This is a genomic window from Melaminivora jejuensis, from assembly GCF_017811175.1.
Lineage (GTDB): Bacteria > Pseudomonadota > Gammaproteobacteria > Burkholderiales > Burkholderiaceae_C > Melaminivora > Melaminivora jejuensis.
In genome coordinates this window covers 752,388-769,755 of record NZ_JACWIJ010000002.1, presented here as the reverse complement: position 1 = coordinate 769,755, position 17,368 = coordinate 752,388, and the positions used below count along the sequence as shown (strand labels likewise).

The following is a 17,368-nucleotide window of genomic DNA, read 5'->3' as shown; positions in this document are numbered from 1 at the left end:
GAGCGCACGCGCGGGCTGCTGCGCGTTGCCGCAAAGCCACGGGGCGCCTGTGCCATGTCCGCGCCACAGGTACGGACAAGCGCTGCGCTGTGTGCAAAAGATCGAAAGATTCATACTATATGCACATTAAAAAAGGAAAGCCCACCCCGCCATGAACGCCGACACCGACACCCTCTCCCCCCCTGCCGTTGCCGACCCGCTGGCGCAGGCGCTGGCCCAGCCCTACCAGCACGGCTTCGTCACCGACATCGAATCCGACGCCCTGCCGCCCGGCCTGGACGAGGACGTGATCCGGGCCATTTCACGCAAGAAGCGCGAGCCGCAATTCCTGCTGGACTGGCGCCTGGCAGCCTTTCGGCGCTGGCAGGGCATGGAGCTGCCCGACTGGGCGCATCTGAAGATCCAGCCCATCGACTTCCAGGCGATTTCGTACTACTCGGCGCCCAAGTCCATGAAGGACGCGCCCAAGAGCCTCGACGAGGTCGATCCCAAGCTGCTGGAGACCTATGAAAAGCTCGGCGTGCCGCTGCACGAGCGCGCGCGCCTGGCGGGCGTGGCAGTGGATGCGGTATTCGATTCGGTGTCCGTGGGCACGACGTTTCGCGAGCAGCTGGCCCGCGTCGGAGTGATCTTTTGCTCGTTCTCGCACGCCGTACACCACCACCCCGAGCTGATCGAAAAATACCTGGGCACGGTGGTGCCGCAGGGCGACAACTTCTATGCGGCGCTCAACTCCGCCGTGTTCTCTGACGGCTCCTTCGTCTATATCCCCAAGGGCGTGAAGTGCCCCATGGAGCTGTCGTCGTACTTCCGCATCAACGCCCAGGGCACGGGCCAGTTCGAGCGCACCCTCATCATTGCCGAGGAAGGCAGTTCGGTCAGCTACCTGGAAGGCTGCACCGCACCGCAGCGCGACGAAAACCAGCTGCACGCGGCGGTGGTCGAGCTGATCGCCCATGACGACGCCTTCATCAAATATTCCACGGTGCAGAACTGGTACCCCGGCGACGAGCGCGGCGTGGGCGGCATCTACAACTTCGTGACCAAGCGCGGCCTGGCCGCCGGCAAACGCTCGCGCATCGCCTGGACGCAGATCGAGACCGGCTCGGCGATTACCTGGAAGTACCCCAGCGTGGTGCTGCGCGGCGATGAGTCGAACGGCGAATTCCACTCCATTGCCGTGTCCAACCATATGCAGCAGGCGGACACCGGCACCAAGATGATCCACCTGGGCAAGAACACCACCAGCCGCATCGTCAGCAAGGGCATCAGCGCCGGTCGCGCGCAAAACAGCTATCGCGGCCTGGTGCGCATCAACCCCGGCGCCGAGGGGGCGCGCAACCACACGCAGTGCGACTCGCTGCTGATCGGGCCGGACTGCGGCGCGCACACCTTCCCCTACGTCGATACCTCGCGCGCCGACGCCGTGGTCGAGCACGAGGCCACGACCACGCGCATCAGCGAGGAGCGGCTGTTTTACTGCGAGCAGCGCGGCATCGACGCCCAGGAGGCCACGGCGCTGATCGTCGGCGGCTTTTGCCAGGCGGTACTGGAAGAGCTGCCCATGGAGTTCGCCCTGGAGGCCAAGGCACTGCTGGCGGTGTCGCTGGAAGGCGCCGTCGGCTGATCAAATGTCCATGAAATCCGCTGCAAACCATTGCTGGACAAGCGCTATCCGCTATCAATTTTGAAGTATCAAAACCGTCCTGGTCTTGCCCCCTCCCCGGCTGAGGGAGGTCTGGGGTGGGGGCCAGCGGCGGTGGCCTCACGACGCGGTCTGCCAGAACCAGCCGGCCCCCATCCCCACCTTCCCCCAGAGGGGAAGGAGCCAGACAGCCATCCGCCCCTATCCAACAAACGACAACGCAAGGAACCACCATGACCGACACCACCCCCGCCCTGCTCGATGTGCGCGACCTGCGCGTGCAGGTGGGCGAGCGCACCGTCTTGCACTGCGCCTCGCTCACGGCTGCGCCCGGCTCGCTGTCGGTGCTGATGGGCGCCAACGGCAGCGGCAAGAGCACGCTGGGCATGGCGCTGGCCGGCCATCCGCACTACCGCGTGCTGGGCGGGCAGGCGCTGCTGGACGGGCAGGATCTGCTGGCCATGGCTGCGCACGAGCGCGCCCGCGCCGGTCTGTTCGTGTCCTTCCAGTCGCCGCCCGACATCCCCGGCGTGAAGAACAACTTGTTCATCCGCACCGCGCTCAACGCCGTGCAAGAGTCGCGCGGGCAGCAGCCGCTGGACGCCTTCGACTTCCTGAGCCGCGCCAAAAAGTCGGCCCGCGAACTGGGCCTGCCCGAGGCCATGCTGGCGCGGCCCGTCAACGAGGGCTTTTCCGGCGGGGAGAGAAAGCGCAACGAACTGCTGCAACTGTCGCTGCTGCAGCCGCGCGTGGCCCTGCTCGACGAGATCGACTCTGGGCTGGACGTGGACGGCGTGCGCGCCGTAGTGGCGCTGGTGGCCCGGCTGCGCGCCCAGGGCACGGCCTTCATCATCATTTCGCACTACCTGCAGATGATCGAGCAGCTGGCGCCCGACGCCGTGCTGCGCCTGGATCAGGGCTGCATTGCCGAGACCGGCGACCTGGCGCTGGCGCGCGAGATCGCCCGCACCGGCTTTGCCCGCACGGGCGCCGCCGCGCTGCGGCAAGCGGTGGAGGCCTGAGGCCATGAACACCGCACAAGCCGACCGCCTCGCCGCCCGCGAGCACCTGCGCCAGTACGGCTGGATCGCCCGGCGCAGCGAAGCCTTTCACCACCTGCCGCCGCCGGCGCTCACCCACTGGCTGGGCGAGCAGGCCGAGGGCACGCGCGGCGATGACTGCGCCGCGCCACCGCTGTCCGGTGCCGGCTGGACGCTGCTGCCGCTGCAAGGCCAGGGCCTGGGCGCGGGCACTGCCGGCGGCGTCGATGCCCGCTGGCTGGACGCCGCCGACCCCGAGCAGCGCGCCCAGCTTTTTGCCGGCCTGCCCGGCCCCGGCGAGGGCGAGGCCGCGCCGTTTGCCTGGGCGCACCGGACGCTGTGCCGGCAGGGGCTGCGCGTACACGTCGCCGCCCGGCCCGGCCACGAGGGCGAGCTGGTCTGCCTGGCCCTGCGCCACCAGCCCCACGGCCCGGTCGAAGCGCCGCTGCTGGTGCTGCAGCTCGACCCAGGCGTGCGCGTGCTGCTGCTGGAGACGCACGAGCGCAGCAGTGTCGGCTGCCGGCACGCCATCACGCAGAACCTGCACGCACACATCGAGCTGGCGCCCGGTGCGCGGCTGGAGCATCTGCGCGTGATACAGCCCGGGGCCGAGGATCAACTCGCGCACCACATCCACGCCCGGCTGGCCAGCGGCGCGCACTACGCCCAGGCGCTGGTCGGCCAGGCATCGGCCTACCACCTGCAGCGCAACAGCATTGAGCAGGCGGGCGCGGACAGCCAGGCCCGGCACGCCGCGCTGCTGCTGGCGGCGGACGGCGCCCAGCTCGACCATCAGGTCTATAGCCGCATGGAGCAGGGCCACACGCGCAGCGAGGTCGAATCGCTGGTGCTGGCGCGTGGCCGCGCGCGCGTGGTCAGCAACGCCCATACCCGCATCGCCCCGGGCGCCGACGAAGCCAGCCTGCGCCAGCGCCTGTCGGGCGTGCCCCTGGCCGGCCAGCCCCGGCTGATCCTGCGCCCGCACCTGGAAATCCTGCACGACAACGTCCAGGCCGCCCACGGCGCCACCTGGGGCGCGCTGCCCGAGGACGCGCTGTTCTACGCCAGCCAGCGCGGCCTGAGCGAGGCGCACGCGCGCGCACTGGTCATCGACGGCATGGCCCGAGCGCTGCTGGAGCGCGGCCTGCCGGACTCGCCGCTGCTGGCGCAGTGGCTGGACAGCGGCGCGCTGGCGACGGCCATCGGGCAGGTGCAGCAAGTGGATGAAAGGGCAGCATGAATAAATCAAATTTGATAGCTGTCAGCGCTTGCTGGACAAGGGCTGAGGGCCGATTTCATTCGGATTTCTCCCACTCCTTCCCCCTCTGGGGGAAGGCCGGGATGGGGGCCGGCTGGTTCTGGCGCACCATGTCGAGCAGGCAACCGTCGCTGGCCCCCACCCCAGCCCTCCCCCAGGGGGGAGGGAGCGGGGAGCCGCAGGCACGATGCCCGACGCACCTGACTCCCTCTCCCGCTGGCGGGAGAGGGTTGGGGTGAGGGTGGCTGCCAGCAGACAGCGCAGCGCCTGTTCCACCCCCTCACCCCAACCCTCTCCCCCAGGGGGCGAGGGAGCCGGAGGGCGCGCCATGGGTAAACCGCATCCACTCCTGCCCAGCACCCTGCCCGTGCAGGCCCTGCGCGCCGAATTCCCCATCTTGGCCGAGTCCATCCACGGCCAGCCGCTGGCCTACCTGGACAACGCCGCCACGACCCACATGCCGCGCGCCGTCCTCGCCGCCATGCAGGATTTCGAGCAGCATCAGCGTGCCAACATCCACCGCGCCGTCCACACCCTGAGCCAGCGCGCCACCGACGCCTTCGAGGGCGCCCGCGCCACGCTGAAAGCCTTCATCGGCGCCACCGCCGGGCACGAGCTGGTCTTTACCAGCGGCACAACCGAGGCGCTCAACACCATCGCCCAGGGCCTGTGGGGCGCCGGGCCAACCCAGGCCTGGCTGCGCCCGGGCGACCGTATCGTCGTGAGCGGCCTGGAGCACCACGCCAACCTGGTGCCCTGGCAGCACGCTGCGCACATGACGGGCGCACAACTGCACATCCTCCAGCCCGACGCCGAAGGCCGGCTGCACGAGGCCGATCTGGCCGCGCTGCTGCAAGGCGGCGGCGCCCGGGTCTTTGCCATCACCGCCTGCGCCAACGCCACGGGCGAGCGCCCGCCGTATGAGGCCATGCTGGCGATGGCCAAGGCCGCCGGCGCCCTCACGGTGCTGGATGCGGCCCAGGTCGCCGCGCACGGCGTGCCCGACATGGCGGCGCTGGAGTGCGACTTCCTGGTCTTTTCCGGCCACAAGATGCACGGCCCCATGGGCACGGGCGCGCTGGTGGGCCGGCGCGCAGCGCTGGAGTTGCTGTACCCGCTGCGCCTGGGTGGTGACATGGTCGAGGACGTGAGCTACGAGCGCGCCCGCTACGCCGCCCTGCCCATGCGCCTGGAGGGCGGCACGCCCAACGTCGCCGGGGCCGTAGGGCTGGCGGCCGCCGCGCGCTTCATCGACGAGACAGGCCGCGCCGCCATCGATGCCCACATCCACGCCCTGCGCGAGCAGGCCGCCGCCGGCCTGGCCGCCCTGCCCGGCGTGCGCGTGCTCAGCCGGGACAGCGCCGCAGCAGCGCTGGTGTCCTTCGTCTGCGAAGGTGTACATCCGCACGACATCGGCACGCTGCTCGACCAGTCGGGCATTGCCGTGCGCACCGGCCACCACTGCGCGCAGCCGCTGCTCGACCAGCTGGTGGCCGGGCCGACCACGCGCGCCTCCTTTGCCCTGTACAACACTACGCACGAGGTGGAGCGCCTGATCGCCGCCACCGCCCGCGCCCTGGAGCTGCTGCGATGATGGACAACGCCATGAACGACCTCTACCAGGAGGTGGTGCTTGAGCACAAGCGCGCGCCGCGCAACTTCGGCCACCTGGCCGCGCCCACGCACCAGGCGCAGGGCACCAACCCCTCGTGCGGCGACCGCATCGCCGTGGAGCTGCAATTGCAGGGCGAGCAAGTGCAGGACATCCGCTTTTCCGGCCAGGGCTGCGCCATCTGCATGGCCTCGACCTCGATGATGACCGAGGCCGTCAAGGGCGGCGACGTGGCCGCCGCGCAGGCGCTGCAGCAGCACTTTCGCGCCGTGCTGACGGGCGAGGAAGAACCAGACGATGCGCCCCTGGGCAAGCTGATCAGCCTGGCCGGCGTGCGCCAGTACCCCAGCCGCATCAAGTGCGCCCTGCTGGGCTGGCACGCGCTGATGCACGCCATCGCCCAGCACGGCGGCAAGGACGACGCCGCCACCGTCCAGGCCGCCGAGAGCGACGGCGCCACCCTGCAGGCCAGCACCACGGAGGCCCCATGACCTATCGCCGCCAACGCGAGGACGTGCTGGTGCGCCGCACAGTGGGCGTGGAGACCATCCCCAGCGGCCACCCGGTCGAGCTAGAAGCCGGGCAGCTCGCGCAGATCACCCAGGCGCTGGGCGGCTCGTTCACGCTGCTGGTCGAGGGCCAGCTCATGCGCCTCAAGGGCCAGGACGCCGACGCCATCGGCAAGCAGCCGCCGCAGGCCATCGCCGCGCCGCAGGACTTGCACATCGACGACCTGGAGCCGCTGATCTGGCAGACGCTACGCACCTGCTACGACCCGGAGATCCCGGTCAACATCGTCGATCTGGGCCTGGTCTATGCGCTCAGGTTCGAGCCGCTGCAGGAGCAGGACAAGGTGCGCGTGGTCATCGACATGACGCTCACCGCGCCCGGCTGCGGCATGGGCGAGGCCATTGCCGACGAGGTCTGCGACAAGGTGCTGGCCCTGCCGCGCGTGGGCGAGATCACCGTGAATCTGGTGTTCGACCCGCCCTGGGATCGCTCGCGCATGTCCGAGGAGGCGCAGCTGGCGCTGGGGCTGTAGCCGCAGGGCATCCGCACGGGCACTGTTTCCTGCGCGCCACAATACCGGCTGCAAAGGAGAACGTGCATGACAGGGCAGTCCAGTCAGCCGGCCAGTGTGGGCGAGGCGGCAATCGAGCGGGGCAACAGGCAGGAAATCACGCAGGAAATCACGCAGGGAATCGGGCCGAAGAACGAGCCGGGAATCGAGCTGGCACAGGAGCCGCAAGTCTCTGCTGCACCCGAGCCGCCGCCCGTCGTCCGGCTGCAGGTCAACGCTGCGGACAGGCTCAACCTGGCAGCCTTCCAGAACGCCGTGCCGGCGCTGCACGAGCTGCTCATCGTCAACGAGACCGATCAGCCCATCGGCGGCCTGACGCTGCAGCTTACCTCCGAGCCGCCCTTCATCCAGCCGCGCCACTGGCGTGTGGAGGCGGTGGCCGCCGGCGAGAGCTACGCCGTGCGCGACCTGGATGTGCAGCTCGACGGCGCGCTGCTGTCGCGCCTGACCGAGGCCGAGCTGGCCACGCTGCGCTTCGAGCTGCGCAGCCGGCGCCAGCCCGCCGATGCGACTGTTTCGACTGTTTCGACTGTTTCTGCCGAATCCGCTGAAGCCTCCGGCACCGTTGTGGCCCGGCACGACACCCCGGTAGAGCTGCTGGCGCGCAACCAGTGGGGCGGCATCGGGCACCTGCCCGAGCTGCTGGCGGCCTTCGTGCAGCCCAACGATCCGGCCATCGACCGCCTGCTCAAGGGCGCGGCCCTGGCGCTGCAGGCAGCGGGCAAGTCCGGCTCCATCGACGGCTATGCCCAAGGCCCCAGGCGGGCCTGGGAGCTGGCCTCCGGCCTGTGGACGGCCGTGCTGCAGTGCCGGCTGAACTACGCTCTGCCGCCAGCCAGCTTCGAGCACGCCGGGCAAAAGGTGCGCAGCCCCTCGCAGGTGCTCGATGGCGGCCTGGCCACCTGCCTGGACTTGACGCTGCTGTTTGCCGCCTGTCTGGAGCAAGCCGGCCTCAACCCCTTGCTGCTGGTCACGCGCGGCCACGCCTTCGTCGGCCTGTGGCTGCACGACGAGGAGTTTTCCACGGCAGTGGTCGATGACGTGACCGCCGTGCGCAAGCGCCTGAAGCTGCAGGAAATCCTGTTCTTCGAGACCACGCTGGCCGCCCAGGGCCGGGCCGTGGGCTTCAGCCAGGCCATCGCCCAGGCCAGCCGGCAACTGTCGCTGGAGGAGGAAGACCGCTTCGAGCTGGCCATCGACATCCGGCGCGCGCGCAGGTCGCGCATCAGGCCGCTGGCACAGACCCAGGCCCAGGTCGACGCCGATGTTGCACCGGCGCTGGACGGACAGCAAGGACAGGACGGACAGACCGATCCGGCAGAGCTGCTGAGGGTGGAAGACCCACCCGAGCTGCCCGAGCGCCAGGCCGACGCGATCCCGACCGCCGAGCTTGACCCGAAGGATCGGCTGGCACGCTGGCAGCGCAGGCTGCTCGATCTGTCGCTGCGCAACTCGCTGCTAAACTTCAAGCCGGGCAAGAAGTCCTTGCTGCTGGACGCACAGGCCCCGGCGCTGGAGGACGCGCTGGCGCAGGGCCAGAGCCTGCGCCTACTGCCCAACCCGGCGCCGATGCAGGGCCAGGATCCGCGCAGCCAGCAACTGCACGAGGCGCGCAGCCTGGAAGACCTGCACCAGGCCCAGGCGCTGGAGGCGCTCGCGCGCCGCGAGGTCTTTGTCTCGCTGCCCGAGCCGGAGCTGGAGGGCCGCCTGGTCGAGCTGTACCGGGGCGCACGCAATACCTTGCAGGAGGGCGGCGCGAACACGCTGTTCATCGCCCTGGGCTTTCTGGTCTGGACGCGGCCCGACAAGCCGCAGGTACGCGTCAGGGCGCCGCTGATCCTGCTGCCCGTGACCCTGGGCCGCAAGAGCGCGCGCTCGGGCTTCACGCTGCAGGAGCACGAGGACGAGGCGCTGTTCAACCCGACGCTGATCGAGATGCTGCGCCAGGACTTCCAACTGGAGCTGAGCATCGCCGCTGCAGAGCTGCCGCGCGACGATGACGGCCTGGACATCCAGGGCATCTGGCAGCGCGTGCGTACCGCCATCCGCGACATCCGTGGCTGGGAGGTCAGCGAGGACGTGGTGCTGTCCATGTTCTCCTTTGCCAAGTACCTGATGTGGAAGGACTTGGTCGATCGCACCGAAGACCTGCGCCGCTCGCCCGTGGTGGCCCACCTGATCGACACGCCGCGTGAGCCTTACCCGAGCACCACGCCCTTTCCCGACGTACGCCGACTCGATGCCGACTACAGCCCGCAGGAGGTCTTCAGCCCGCTGCCGGCGGACTCCTCTCAGCTGTCGGCCATCATGGCCGCCGCCCGGGGCAAGGATTTCGTGCTGATCGGCCCGCCCGGCACCGGCAAGAGCCAGACCATCGCCAACCTGATCGCCCAGTGCCTGGCCGAGAACAAGCGCGTGCTGTTCGTGGCAGAGAAGATCGCCGCGCTGGATGTGGTCTATCGGCGTCTGCGCGAGGTCGGCCTGGGCGAGTTCTGCCTGGAGCTGCACTCCAACAAGAGCCGCAAGCTGGAAGTGCTCAGCCAGCTCAGCCAGGCCTGGGAGGCACGCGGCGAGGTGGACGCCGCTGTCTGGGAAGCCAAGGCGCGGCAACTGGCGCAGGTGCGCCAGCAGCTGTCCACCTATGTCGAGCGGCTGCACCGGCGCCACGGCAACGGCTGGAGCATCTACCAGGCCATTGGCCGGATGGCCGCAGGCGAGGCGCAGCCGGTGCTGGGCTTTCGCTGGGCCAGCGCCCGCGCCCATGACGAGGCTGCCTACGCGGCACTGCGCGACCTGGCCGGGCGGCTGCAAGCCAATGCCGCCGCCGTCGGCCCGGCCCAGCTGCAGGACGGGCCACTGGCACCCGTGCATGTGAGCGACTGGTCGGCCCGCTGGCAACAGGACATGGTCGGCGCCGCTCAGACTCTGCAGCGCAGCAGCGGCGCTTTTCTGGCCGCCGTACAGACGCTGGGGCAGTTGCTGGGGGTGCAGTGGCCCGAGCTGCACCGCCAGCAGCGCTCGGCCATCGGCGTGCTGGCCCGGGCCTTGCCACAGGCCGCAGGCCAGGACTGGAGCTTTTGCGCCCTGCCCGGCAGCGACACCCTGTGCGCTGCCCTCAAGGCGGGTGGCGAGCTGCTCGACCAACACCGCGCCCTGTCGGCCAGCATGGCCGCGCCGTGGCCGCTGCCCCTGCAGGAGCGGCTGGCGCAGGCGCTCGAACTGCTGGGCCGCCGCCGTACCCTGCACGCGCAGCTGCACGCGCCCTGGCCGCCGCTGGTCAGCGACGAAGTCGAGCGCGGCCTGCAGCTGATCGCGCAGTGGCAGCAGCTGCGCGCCGGCCTGTCCGTGCCCTACGGCACTGCGCTGGAGCAGCTCAACGTGGCGCAATTGCAGCGTGACTGGGCCCGCGCCGACAAGGCGCTGTGGCCGCTGTCGTGGCTGGGCCGGCGCAAGGTGCGTGCGGCGCTGGAGAGCGCCATCGAAGGCACGGGCGAGCCGCGCATCGCCGACGACCTGGCCGCCCTGGTGCGCATGAAGGGCCTGCGCGAGGAGATCGAGCAGCTAAACCCCGGCGCTGCAGCCGATGGCCTGTGGGCCGGCATGAGGACACGGCTCGACCACGCGCGCAGCGCCCTGCAGGCCAATGCCGCCCTGCAGGCCGCCCGCCTGAACCAGAGCTTCAGCCTGGACAGCCTGGACGCGGCAGCGCAGGGCTATTGCGGCGAACGCTGGGCCGCCGAGGTGCAGCGCCTGACAGCCCTGCAGGAGCTGGATGCACGCCTGGCCGAATGCACGGCGCTGGGCGCAGACAGCCACGGCCTGTGGCAGGGCCTGGACACCGATGCCAGCGCCCTGCGCGCCGCCCTGGCCTTCGAGCGCGAGCGCCTGGACGTGCGCCAGCGCGGCGCATTGCGCGAAACCCACCCGGCAGTTGCCCAGGGTTCATGCGGGCCGCTGCTGCAACAGCAGCACGAGCTGCTGCACCAGCGCGCCCAACTGGAGCAGCGCCTGCTGGGCATGACGGAGCTGGCCGGCGAATGCCCGGATGTCTGGCAGGCGCTGGACACCGATCCGGCCATCATTGAGCAGGTGCTGAAATTCCACGCCTCGCTCAAGGCCGCCGTGTCCGGCCTGGCCCTGGAGCCGGCCGGCGCGGCAGCGGTGCGGCGCCAGTTGCATCAGGTGCTGCAGGCGCGGCACGATGAACTGGACGCAAGCAGCGCCATCGGCCAGTCCTGCCAGGCCGTGATGGCTGCCTTGTCCACCCTGCACACGGCCACCGAGCAGTTCGGCAGCAGCGCTGCCCAGCCCGAGGCCGAGCGCCGCACTTTTGCCGACCAGCCGCCGCAAGCACTGGCCCAGGCAGCAGCGCAACTGGAGAGCCAGCACCAGAGCCTGCGCGCCTGGTGCGCCTGGCGCCTTGCCCAGGCCGATGCCCATGCTGCCGGGTTGGCGAGCCTGGCAGCGGCACTGCAGACCCAGGACATCACCCCGGCCCAGGTGGCCACGGCCTTCGAGGTCAACTACGCACGCTGGTGGCTGGCCGAGGCGGTGGAGGAAGACGAGGTGCTGCGGCGCTTCGTCAGTGCCGAGCACGAATTGCGCATCCGGGAGTTCCGTGCGCTCGACGACGAGTTCACGCGCATCTCGCGCGCCTGGATCCGCGCCCGGCTGTGCGCCAGCCTGCCCGCGCTGGACAGCATCCAGCGCAACAGCGAATGGGGCGTGCTGCGCCGCGAAATCACCAAGAAAAGGCAGCACAAGCCGCTGCGCCAGCTGCTGCAGGAGATCCCGCAGGTGGTGCTGCAGCTCACGCCCTGCCTGTTGATGAGCCCGCTGTCGATTGCGCAATATCTGTCGGCGGATGCCAGCAACTTCGATCTGGTCATCTTCGACGAGGCCTCGCAGATTCCGGTCTGGGATGCCATCGGCGCCATGGCGCGCGCTCGGCAGGTGGTCATGGTGGGCGACCCAAAGCAACTGCCGCCGACCAACTTCTTTGGCCGCAGCGACAGCACGGACGAGACCGACGACGGCGCGGAAAGCGACATGGAGAGCATTCTTGACGAGTGTCTGGGTGCCAGCCTGCCCACGCGCAACCTGTCGTGGCACTACCGCTCGCGCCACGAGAGCCTGATCGCCTTCAGCAACCACCGCTATTACGGCGGCGGCCTGGTCACCTTCCCCTCGCCGGTCACGGATGACCAGGCCGTGAGCTTTCACTTCGTGCCGGGGCGCTACGAAAAAGGCGGCGCGCGCATCAACCAGCCCGAGGCCAAAGCCTTGGTGGCCGACCTGGTGGGCCGGCTGCGGCAGCCGGGCTTTCGGGACTCGGGCCTGACCATCGGCGTGGTGACCTTCAATGCCGAGCAGCAAAATCTGATCGAGGACTTGCTCGACGAGGAGCGCCGCCAGGATCCCGGCCTGGAGCCGTATTTCTCCGATGCCGAGCTGGAGCCGGTGTTCGTCAAGAACCTGGAGAGCGTGCAGGGCGACGAGCGCGACATCATGTATTTCTCCATCACCTACGGCCCGGATCTGGCCGGCGTGGTGTCGATGAACTTCGGCCCGCTGAACCGCGACGGTGGCGAGCGCCGCCTGAACGTGGCGGTCACGCGCGCGCGGCATGAGCTGCGCGTGTTCTCCAGCCTGCGCGGCGACCAGATCGACCTGTCACGCACCAACGCAGCGGGCGTGCGCGACCTCAAGCACTTCCTGGAGTTTGCCGAGCGCGGCGCCCGCGCGCTGGCCGAGGCGCATCGCGGCAGCCAGGGCGACTTCGACAGCCCCTTCGAGGCCAGCGTGGCGCAGGCGCTGGCGCGCAAGGGCTGGCAGGTACACACACAGATCGGCGTGTCGTCCTTCCGCGTGGATCTGGGCGTGGTGCATCCGGATTTTGCCGGCCGCTATCTGGCCGGGGTGGAGTGCGATGGCGCCACCTACCACCGCTCGGCCACGGCGCGCGACCGCGACAAGCTGCGCGAGCAGGTTCTGCGCGGCCTGGGCTGGGACATCCTGCGCGTCTGGTCTACCGACTGGTGGGTCAACCCGGGCGGCACGCTGGAGCGCATCCACGACGCGCTGGCCGGGCTGCTGGAGCGCGACCGCCAGCGCCGCGCCAGCGTCACCGAAGCTGCGCCGCAGGCATCCGAAACAGGCGACGGTGACGCAGCAAACGAAAACGCCAGCCCGCTGCAGGTCAGCGAGGCTGGCGCCGTCAGTGAAATGTCTTGAAGCGGCCTGCTGCCTCCTCAGCCGCCGCAGGCACCGCCCGAGCAGCACGAGCCGCCCTCGTCTGCCGTGTTGGCGGTCTTGTCGATCTGCACGCGCCACAGGGCGGGGCCGGCCTCCAGGTAAGTCCAGTCGAACTGGCCCGGCGTGCGAGCGGCGAACTGGCGACGCAGCGGCACCGGGTCGTGATCGTTGACGATGACCAGGGCCTGGCCGGCCTCCAGCGCGTCGAACTGGCCAAAAATCTGCGCGTGGCGCTCGTAGGGGGAATGGTGCGGACGTCGATTTCGGTGGCGATGGTGCTCATGTGCTCAGCCTATGGGATGAAAAAGGGTTGGGGAAAAGTGCCCTTGGGCGATGAAAACAGAGAAAGACAAGTCCGGGTCGTGCAGCTCAGCCGTCCTTGCCATCGAGCCGGGTGCGCAGCAGCCAGGGCGTGTACATGACCATGTAGATGCCGAAGGCCAGCGCCCACAGGCAGGCCGCGCCGTGCAGCGCGCCCACATACCACTGCGGCTGCACGGCAGGCACCAGCACGCGCAGCACGGTGGCCAGCATGACCATGGCGTAGGCGGCGGTTTCGGCGCGCGAAGGCTGCAGCGGCCTGCCGGTGTGGCCGCGTGCAGTGCGCGTCAACATGCCGATGATCAGGCCGCCGACCACCCCCACGGCCAGGGCGTGGATGGCCAGCGTGGCCGCCAACCAGCCCAGTTGGGCAGCCGCCAGCAGGGCAAAGCCGATGGGCATCCAGGCATAGGACAGGTGCAGGATCCACAGGATGGGCCGGCGCAGCGTGACCCAAGGCTTCCACAGCGCCAGGCGCACGGCGTGCAGCACGGCGGCGGCGGCGCTGGCCAGGGCCGCCAGCGGTGCGGGCGCGGCGCAGACCCACAGCAGCAGGGCCAGGGCAGTGACGGCCAGCAGGGTCAGCTCGAACTTGCGCGGGATGTTCATGGTCAGGCCCGGCGTCACATTCTTGGTGAACAGTGGCACCACGCGGCCCGTGATGACGCTGACCACCATCAGCACCAGCGCCAGCTCGGCATACAGGGCGGACAGGGCCGGCACCTCGATGACCTGCATGACCGACAGGTGGAACACGCCGTTGGCCAGCGCCATCAGCAGGAGCAGCGAGATCAGCGGGACGTTGCGCTTGTTGCGCGCCTGCACCAGCACGATCAGCAGGCTGACCGCCACGGCGGGCAGCAGCAGCATGTCCAGTGCCGCATAGACCGGGTATGGCGCGACGAAGGCCGCCAGGCGCGCCGCCAGCCACAGCAGGGCCAACGCGCCCAGCGCGCTGCCGCGCGGCGTGGGCAGGCCCGTCCAGGCCTTCACGGCAGTGAGCAGGAAGCCCACGATGACGCCCACGGCAAAGCCGAACAGCATCTCGTGCGCGTGCCACAGCAGCGGCGGCACCGACACGCCCAGTGGGATATGGCCCAGGAAGGCCAGCACCCACACCGGCACTGCCAGGCAGGCCAGCAGCGCAGAGCCCAGGTAGAAGGGACGAAAGCCCAGGCGCAGCAGCGGGATGCCCTGCAGCAGGGGTGCGACCGGCGCGGCCCGGCCGGGACGTTGGGGAAAAGGCAGGGGCTGGTTCACGGCAGAGAGGGGAAGTTCGAGCTTCCCGGGTTGGCGAACAATAAATTCATTTTAAATGAATCTTAAAGACTGCGGCAGCTCCCGATGTGCGCCGGGCCGGGTGGTCAATGCCCGGCGGACTTGGAAAACAGCTGGATGACGGCCACGCCGGCGATGATGAGCGCCATGCCGGTCAGGGCCGGGCCGTCGAGCTTCTGGCCGTACAGCCACCAGCCGACCAGCGAGATCAGCACGATGCCCAGGCCCGACCAGATGGCATAGACCACGCCGGTGGACAGGTGGTTGAGCACCTGCGAGAGGCAATAGAACGCCAGGCCATAGCCCAGCACGGTCAGCACACTGGGCCACAGCCGCGTGAAGCCGGCGGAGGACTTGAGCGCCGAGGTGGCGACGACTTCGGCGGCAATCGAGATGCCGAGCAGGGCGTAGGGGTGCATGGGGGATCAGCCCGCCACGCAGACCAGGCGCTGCTCGCCCAGGCCGGTGGCGCCCAGGCGCATCTCGTCGCCGACCTGCAAAAAGCGCGGCTCGGGCTTTTGCCCCAGGCCGACGCCGGCTGGCGTGCCGGTCAGCACCAGGTCGCCCGGGGCCAGCGTCATGAACTGGCTGATGTAGGCCAGCACCTGCGGCAGCCGGAAGATGAAGTCGCGCGTGTGGCCGTGCTGCATACGCTGGCCGTTGACCTCCAGCCACAACTGCAGGGCGTGCGGGTCGGGCAGCTCGTCGGGCGTGACCAGCCACGGCCCGACGGGCGCGAAGGTGTCGCCGCTCTTGCCCTTGTCCCACTGGCCGCCGCGCTCGGTCTGCCAGGCGCGCTCCGACACGTCGTTGGCCAGCACATAGCCGGCCACGTGCGCCAGCGCATCGGCCTCGGCCACGCCGCGCATGGCCGTGCCGATGACCACGCCCAGCTCGACCTCCCAGTCGAGCTTGCGCGCGCCGGGCGGCACGCGCACGGCGTCGTGCGGGCCGCACAGGCTGGTCGCGGCCTTCATGAACAGCACTGGCTCGGACGGCAGCGCCATGCCGGCCTCGCGTGCGTGGTCGGCATAGTTCAGGCCGACGCAGACGATCTTGCCCACGCCGCCTACCGGGCAGCCCAGGCGCGTGCCCTCGGGCAGGGCCGGCAGCCGCGCGGCGTCGATGGCGGCCAGCGCGGCCAGCACGGCAGGAGCCAGCTGCGCCGGGCCGATGTCGGGCACCAGCATGGACACGTCGCGCAACGTGCCGGTGGCGTCCACCAGGCCGGCGCGCTCGGCGCCGCTGGCGCCATGGCGGATGAGTTTCATGCGGACTCCTTGACGCTCGGGGCCACAAGTGGGCCAGTGCTTTGCAACAACTCAGGCAGCAGCTGCGCCGCCGTGCCGCGCAGCACGACGTGGGCGGCGCTGTCGAGTTCGCTGGCCGCTGGGTTGATGACGACCACGCGCGCGCCCGCCTGGCGCGCCAGATGCGCCAGCCCGGCCGCCGGATAGACGGCGCCGGCCGTGCCGACGACCAGCATCAGCTCGGCGGCCTGCGCCGCCTGCTGGGCGGCTTCGAGCACGTCCACCGGCAGGTTCTCGCCGAACCAGACCACGCCCGGGCGCACCAGATTGCCGCAGGCGCGGCAGCGCGGCGGGCTGCCGGGCGCGGCCTCTTGCAGCCGGCAGCAGGCGCGTGGTGCATCCAGCCAGCGGTCGGCCAGCAGGTCGCCGTGCAGGCACAGCACGCCCGGGCTGCCGGCGCGCTGGTGCAGGCCATCGACGTTCTGCGTGATCACGGCGAGCCGGCCCGGGTGCGCCTGGGCAAAGCGCGCCAGCGCCAGATGGCCGGCGTTGGGTTGCACCTGGGCGATGCCGGCGCGCCGGTGCGCATACCAGTCCCACACGCGCTGCGGCGCGGCGCGAAAGCCGCGCTCGCTGGCCATGTCCTGCGGGTTGAACTGCGCCCAGTAGCCACTCGTGGCATCGCGGAAGGTGGGCACGCCCGATTCGGCACTCATGCCGGCGCCGGTCAGCACGGCGATGCGCCGGGCCTCGGCTATCCAGTCGCGCACCGCCTGCAGCTCGTGCTGCGCCTTCATGACGGCTGGCCCTGGCGCTGGCGCAGGGCTTCATACAGGCACACGGCGCTGGCCACCGAGACATTCAGGCTCTCCACCGCGCCCAGCATGGGAATGCTCACCAGGCTGTCGCAGGTCTTTCTGGTCAGCTGGCGCATCCCCGGGCCTTCGGCGCCCAGCACCAGCGCCACCGGGCCTTGCAGGTCGGCCTGGTAGAGGGTCTTGTCGGCGTCGTCGCTGGTGCCGATGACCCAGATGCCGCGCTCCTTCAACTCGCCCAGGGTGCGCGCCAGGTTGGTCACCATGAAGTACGGCACGGTCTCCGCCGCGCCGCTGGCCACCTTGGCCACGGTGGCGTTGATGCCCACGGCATGATCCTTGGGCGCGATCACGGCGTGCGCGCCGGCGCCATCGGCCACGCGCAGGCAGGCGCCCAGGTTGTGCGGATCGGTCACGCCGTCGAGCACCAGCAGCAGCGGGCTCCTGACGCCCTGCTCCTCCAGCGCGTCCAGCAGATCGTCGAGCGACTGCACCTGCTGCACGGCCTGCACGCGCGCGGCCACGCCCTGATGGCCGTGGCTGCCCGAGAGCTTGGCCAGGCGCAGGCCGTCGGCCTCGATCAGGCGTGCACCGGCCTCGCGGGCGCGCTCCAGGAACTGGCGCATCCGCGCATCGCGCCGGGTGGGTTCGTAGTAGATCTCGATGATGGATTGCGGCGCGGTTTTCAGGCGCACGCCCACGGCATGGAAGCCGAACAGGACTTTGGCAGACGACATGCGCCTGATTATCGGGGGCGTTGTGCGTTGTGCGGGCTGCCACGCCAAACGCCCAACCTTCCCACTTCCCAAAGAC

13 protein-coding genes are annotated in these 17,368 nt (G+C 70.0%); 7 read left to right on the top strand and 6 right to left on the bottom strand.

Features of this window, described 5'->3' with window-relative positions; all coding sequences use genetic code 11:
* Positions 1 to 151 precede the first annotated feature (151 nt).
* The 7 genes from sufB (at position 152) to IDM45_RS03825 (ending at position 12,870) form a co-directional block, all read left to right on the top strand.
* The gene (sufB, locus tag IDM45_RS03855) at positions 152 to 1,627 is read left to right on the top strand and encodes a Fe-S cluster assembly protein SufB (RefSeq protein ID WP_209421719.1); all 1,476 of its coding nucleotides are present in this window, start codon (positions 152 to 154) and stop codon (positions 1,625 to 1,627) included.
* Positions 1,628 to 1,878: 251 nt separating this feature from the next.
* Positions 1,879 to 2,667, top strand: a complete 789-nt coding sequence (gene sufC, locus IDM45_RS03850; RefSeq protein WP_209421718.1) for a Fe-S cluster assembly ATPase SufC — start codon at positions 1,879 to 1,881, stop codon at positions 2,665 to 2,667.
* A 4-nt stretch (positions 2,668 to 2,671) separates the two neighbouring features.
* Positions 2,672 to 3,925 carry a SufD family Fe-S cluster assembly protein gene (locus tag IDM45_RS03845; protein ID WP_209421717.1) on the top strand — a complete coding sequence of 418 codons (1,254 nt, stop codon included), beginning with the start codon at positions 2,672 to 2,674 and terminating at the stop codon, positions 3,923 to 3,925.
* A 346-nt stretch (positions 3,926 to 4,271) separates the two neighbouring features.
* Positions 4,272 to 5,537 carry an aminotransferase class V-fold PLP-dependent enzyme gene (locus IDM45_RS03840; protein ID WP_209421716.1) on the top strand — a complete coding sequence of 422 codons (1,266 nt, stop codon included), beginning with the start codon at positions 4,272 to 4,274 and terminating at the stop codon, positions 5,535 to 5,537.
* The gene (sufU, locus tag IDM45_RS03835; protein ID WP_209423987.1) at positions 5,537 to 6,046 is read left to right on the top strand and encodes a Fe-S cluster assembly sulfur transfer protein SufU; all 510 of its coding nucleotides are present in this window, start codon (positions 5,537 to 5,539) and stop codon (positions 6,044 to 6,046) included. Before IDM45_RS03840 ends, sufU begins: the two co-directional genes overlap by 1 nt.
* Positions 6,043 to 6,597 (top strand): putative Fe-S cluster assembly protein SufT, encoded by a 555-nt coding sequence (sufT, locus tag IDM45_RS03830; RefSeq protein WP_209421715.1) that lies wholly within the window; start codon positions 6,043 to 6,045, stop codon positions 6,595 to 6,597. The genes sufU and sufT overlap by 4 nt, the downstream gene beginning before the upstream one ends.
* A 66-nt stretch (positions 6,598 to 6,663) precedes the next feature.
* Positions 6,664 to 12,870, top strand: coding sequence for a DUF4011 domain-containing protein (locus IDM45_RS03825; RefSeq protein WP_209421714.1), 6,207 nt, complete (start codon positions 6,664 to 6,666; stop codon positions 12,868 to 12,870).
* A gap of 17 nt (positions 12,871 to 12,887) precedes the next feature.
* Here IDM45_RS03825 and IDM45_RS03820 read toward each other — a convergent pair whose 3' ends face one another.
* The 6 genes from IDM45_RS03820 to rlmB form a co-directional block, all read right to left on the bottom strand.
* Positions 12,888 to 13,091: a DUF2249 domain-containing protein gene (locus tag IDM45_RS03820; protein ID WP_233457562.1), complete on the bottom strand. Its 204-nt coding sequence runs from the start codon at positions 13,089 to 13,091 to the stop codon at positions 12,888 to 12,890.
* Positions 13,092 to 13,260: 169 nt separating this feature from the next.
* Positions 13,261 to 14,472 (bottom strand): NnrS family protein, encoded by a 1,212-nt coding sequence (locus IDM45_RS03815; protein ID WP_209421713.1) that lies wholly within the window; start codon positions 14,470 to 14,472, stop codon positions 13,261 to 13,263.
* Positions 14,473 to 14,576: 104 nt separating this feature from the next.
* Positions 14,577 to 14,909 (bottom strand): SMR family transporter, encoded by a 333-nt coding sequence (locus IDM45_RS03810; protein ID WP_209421712.1) that lies wholly within the window; start codon positions 14,907 to 14,909, stop codon positions 14,577 to 14,579.
* A 6-nt stretch (positions 14,910 to 14,915) separates the two neighbouring features.
* Entirely contained in the window at positions 14,916 to 15,761 is an 846-nt protein-coding gene (locus IDM45_RS03805; protein ID WP_209421711.1) for a fumarylacetoacetate hydrolase family protein, read from the bottom strand.
* Positions 15,758 to 16,537, bottom strand: a complete 780-nt coding sequence (locus IDM45_RS03800) for an SIR2 family NAD-dependent protein deacylase (RefSeq protein ID WP_209421710.1) — start codon at positions 16,535 to 16,537, stop codon at positions 15,758 to 15,760. The genes IDM45_RS03805 and IDM45_RS03800 overlap by 4 nt, the downstream gene beginning before the upstream one ends.
* On the bottom strand, positions 16,534 to 17,292 hold the full coding sequence (gene rlmB, locus IDM45_RS03795) for a 23S rRNA (guanosine(2251)-2'-O)-methyltransferase RlmB (protein ID WP_209421709.1): 759 nt from the start codon (positions 17,290 to 17,292) through the stop codon (positions 16,534 to 16,536). Before rlmB ends, IDM45_RS03800 begins: the two co-directional genes overlap by 4 nt.
* Between the last annotated feature and the right edge of the window lie 76 nt (positions 17,293 to 17,368).

Bases quoted from the DNA above. Each gene is read 5' to 3' on its own strand.
- sufT (WP_209421715.1), top strand. From the start codon at position 6,043: ATGACCTATCGCCGCCAACGCGAGGACGTGCTGGTGCGCCGCACAGTG.
- IDM45_RS03825 (WP_209421714.1), top strand. From the start codon at position 6,664: ATGACAGGGCAGTCCAGTCAGCCGGCCAGTGTGGGCGAGGCGGCAATC.
- IDM45_RS03845 (WP_209421717.1), top strand. From the start codon at position 2,672: ATGAACACCGCACAAGCCGACCGCCTCGCCGCCCGCGAGCACCTGCGC.
- IDM45_RS03800 (WP_209421710.1), bottom strand. From the start codon at position 16,537: ATGAAGGCGCAGCACGAGCTGCAGGCGGTGCGCGACTGGATAGCCGAG.
- sufU (WP_209423987.1), top strand. From the start codon at position 5,537: ATGGACAACGCCATGAACGACCTCTACCAGGAGGTGGTGCTTGAGCAC.
- sufB (WP_209421719.1), top strand. From the start codon at position 152: ATGAACGCCGACACCGACACCCTCTCCCCCCCTGCCGTTGCCGACCCG.
- IDM45_RS03805 (WP_209421711.1), bottom strand. From the start codon at position 15,761: ATGAAACTCATCCGCCATGGCGCCAGCGGCGCCGAGCGCGCCGGCCTG.
- IDM45_RS03840 (WP_209421716.1), top strand. From the start codon at position 4,272: ATGGGTAAACCGCATCCACTCCTGCCCAGCACCCTGCCCGTGCAGGCC.
- IDM45_RS03810 (WP_209421712.1), bottom strand. From the start codon at position 14,909: ATGCACCCCTACGCCCTGCTCGGCATCTCGATTGCCGCCGAAGTCGTC.
- sufC (WP_209421718.1), top strand. From the start codon at position 1,879: ATGACCGACACCACCCCCGCCCTGCTCGATGTGCGCGACCTGCGCGTG.
- rlmB (WP_209421709.1), bottom strand. From the start codon at position 17,292: ATGTCGTCTGCCAAAGTCCTGTTCGGCTTCCATGCCGTGGGCGTGCGC.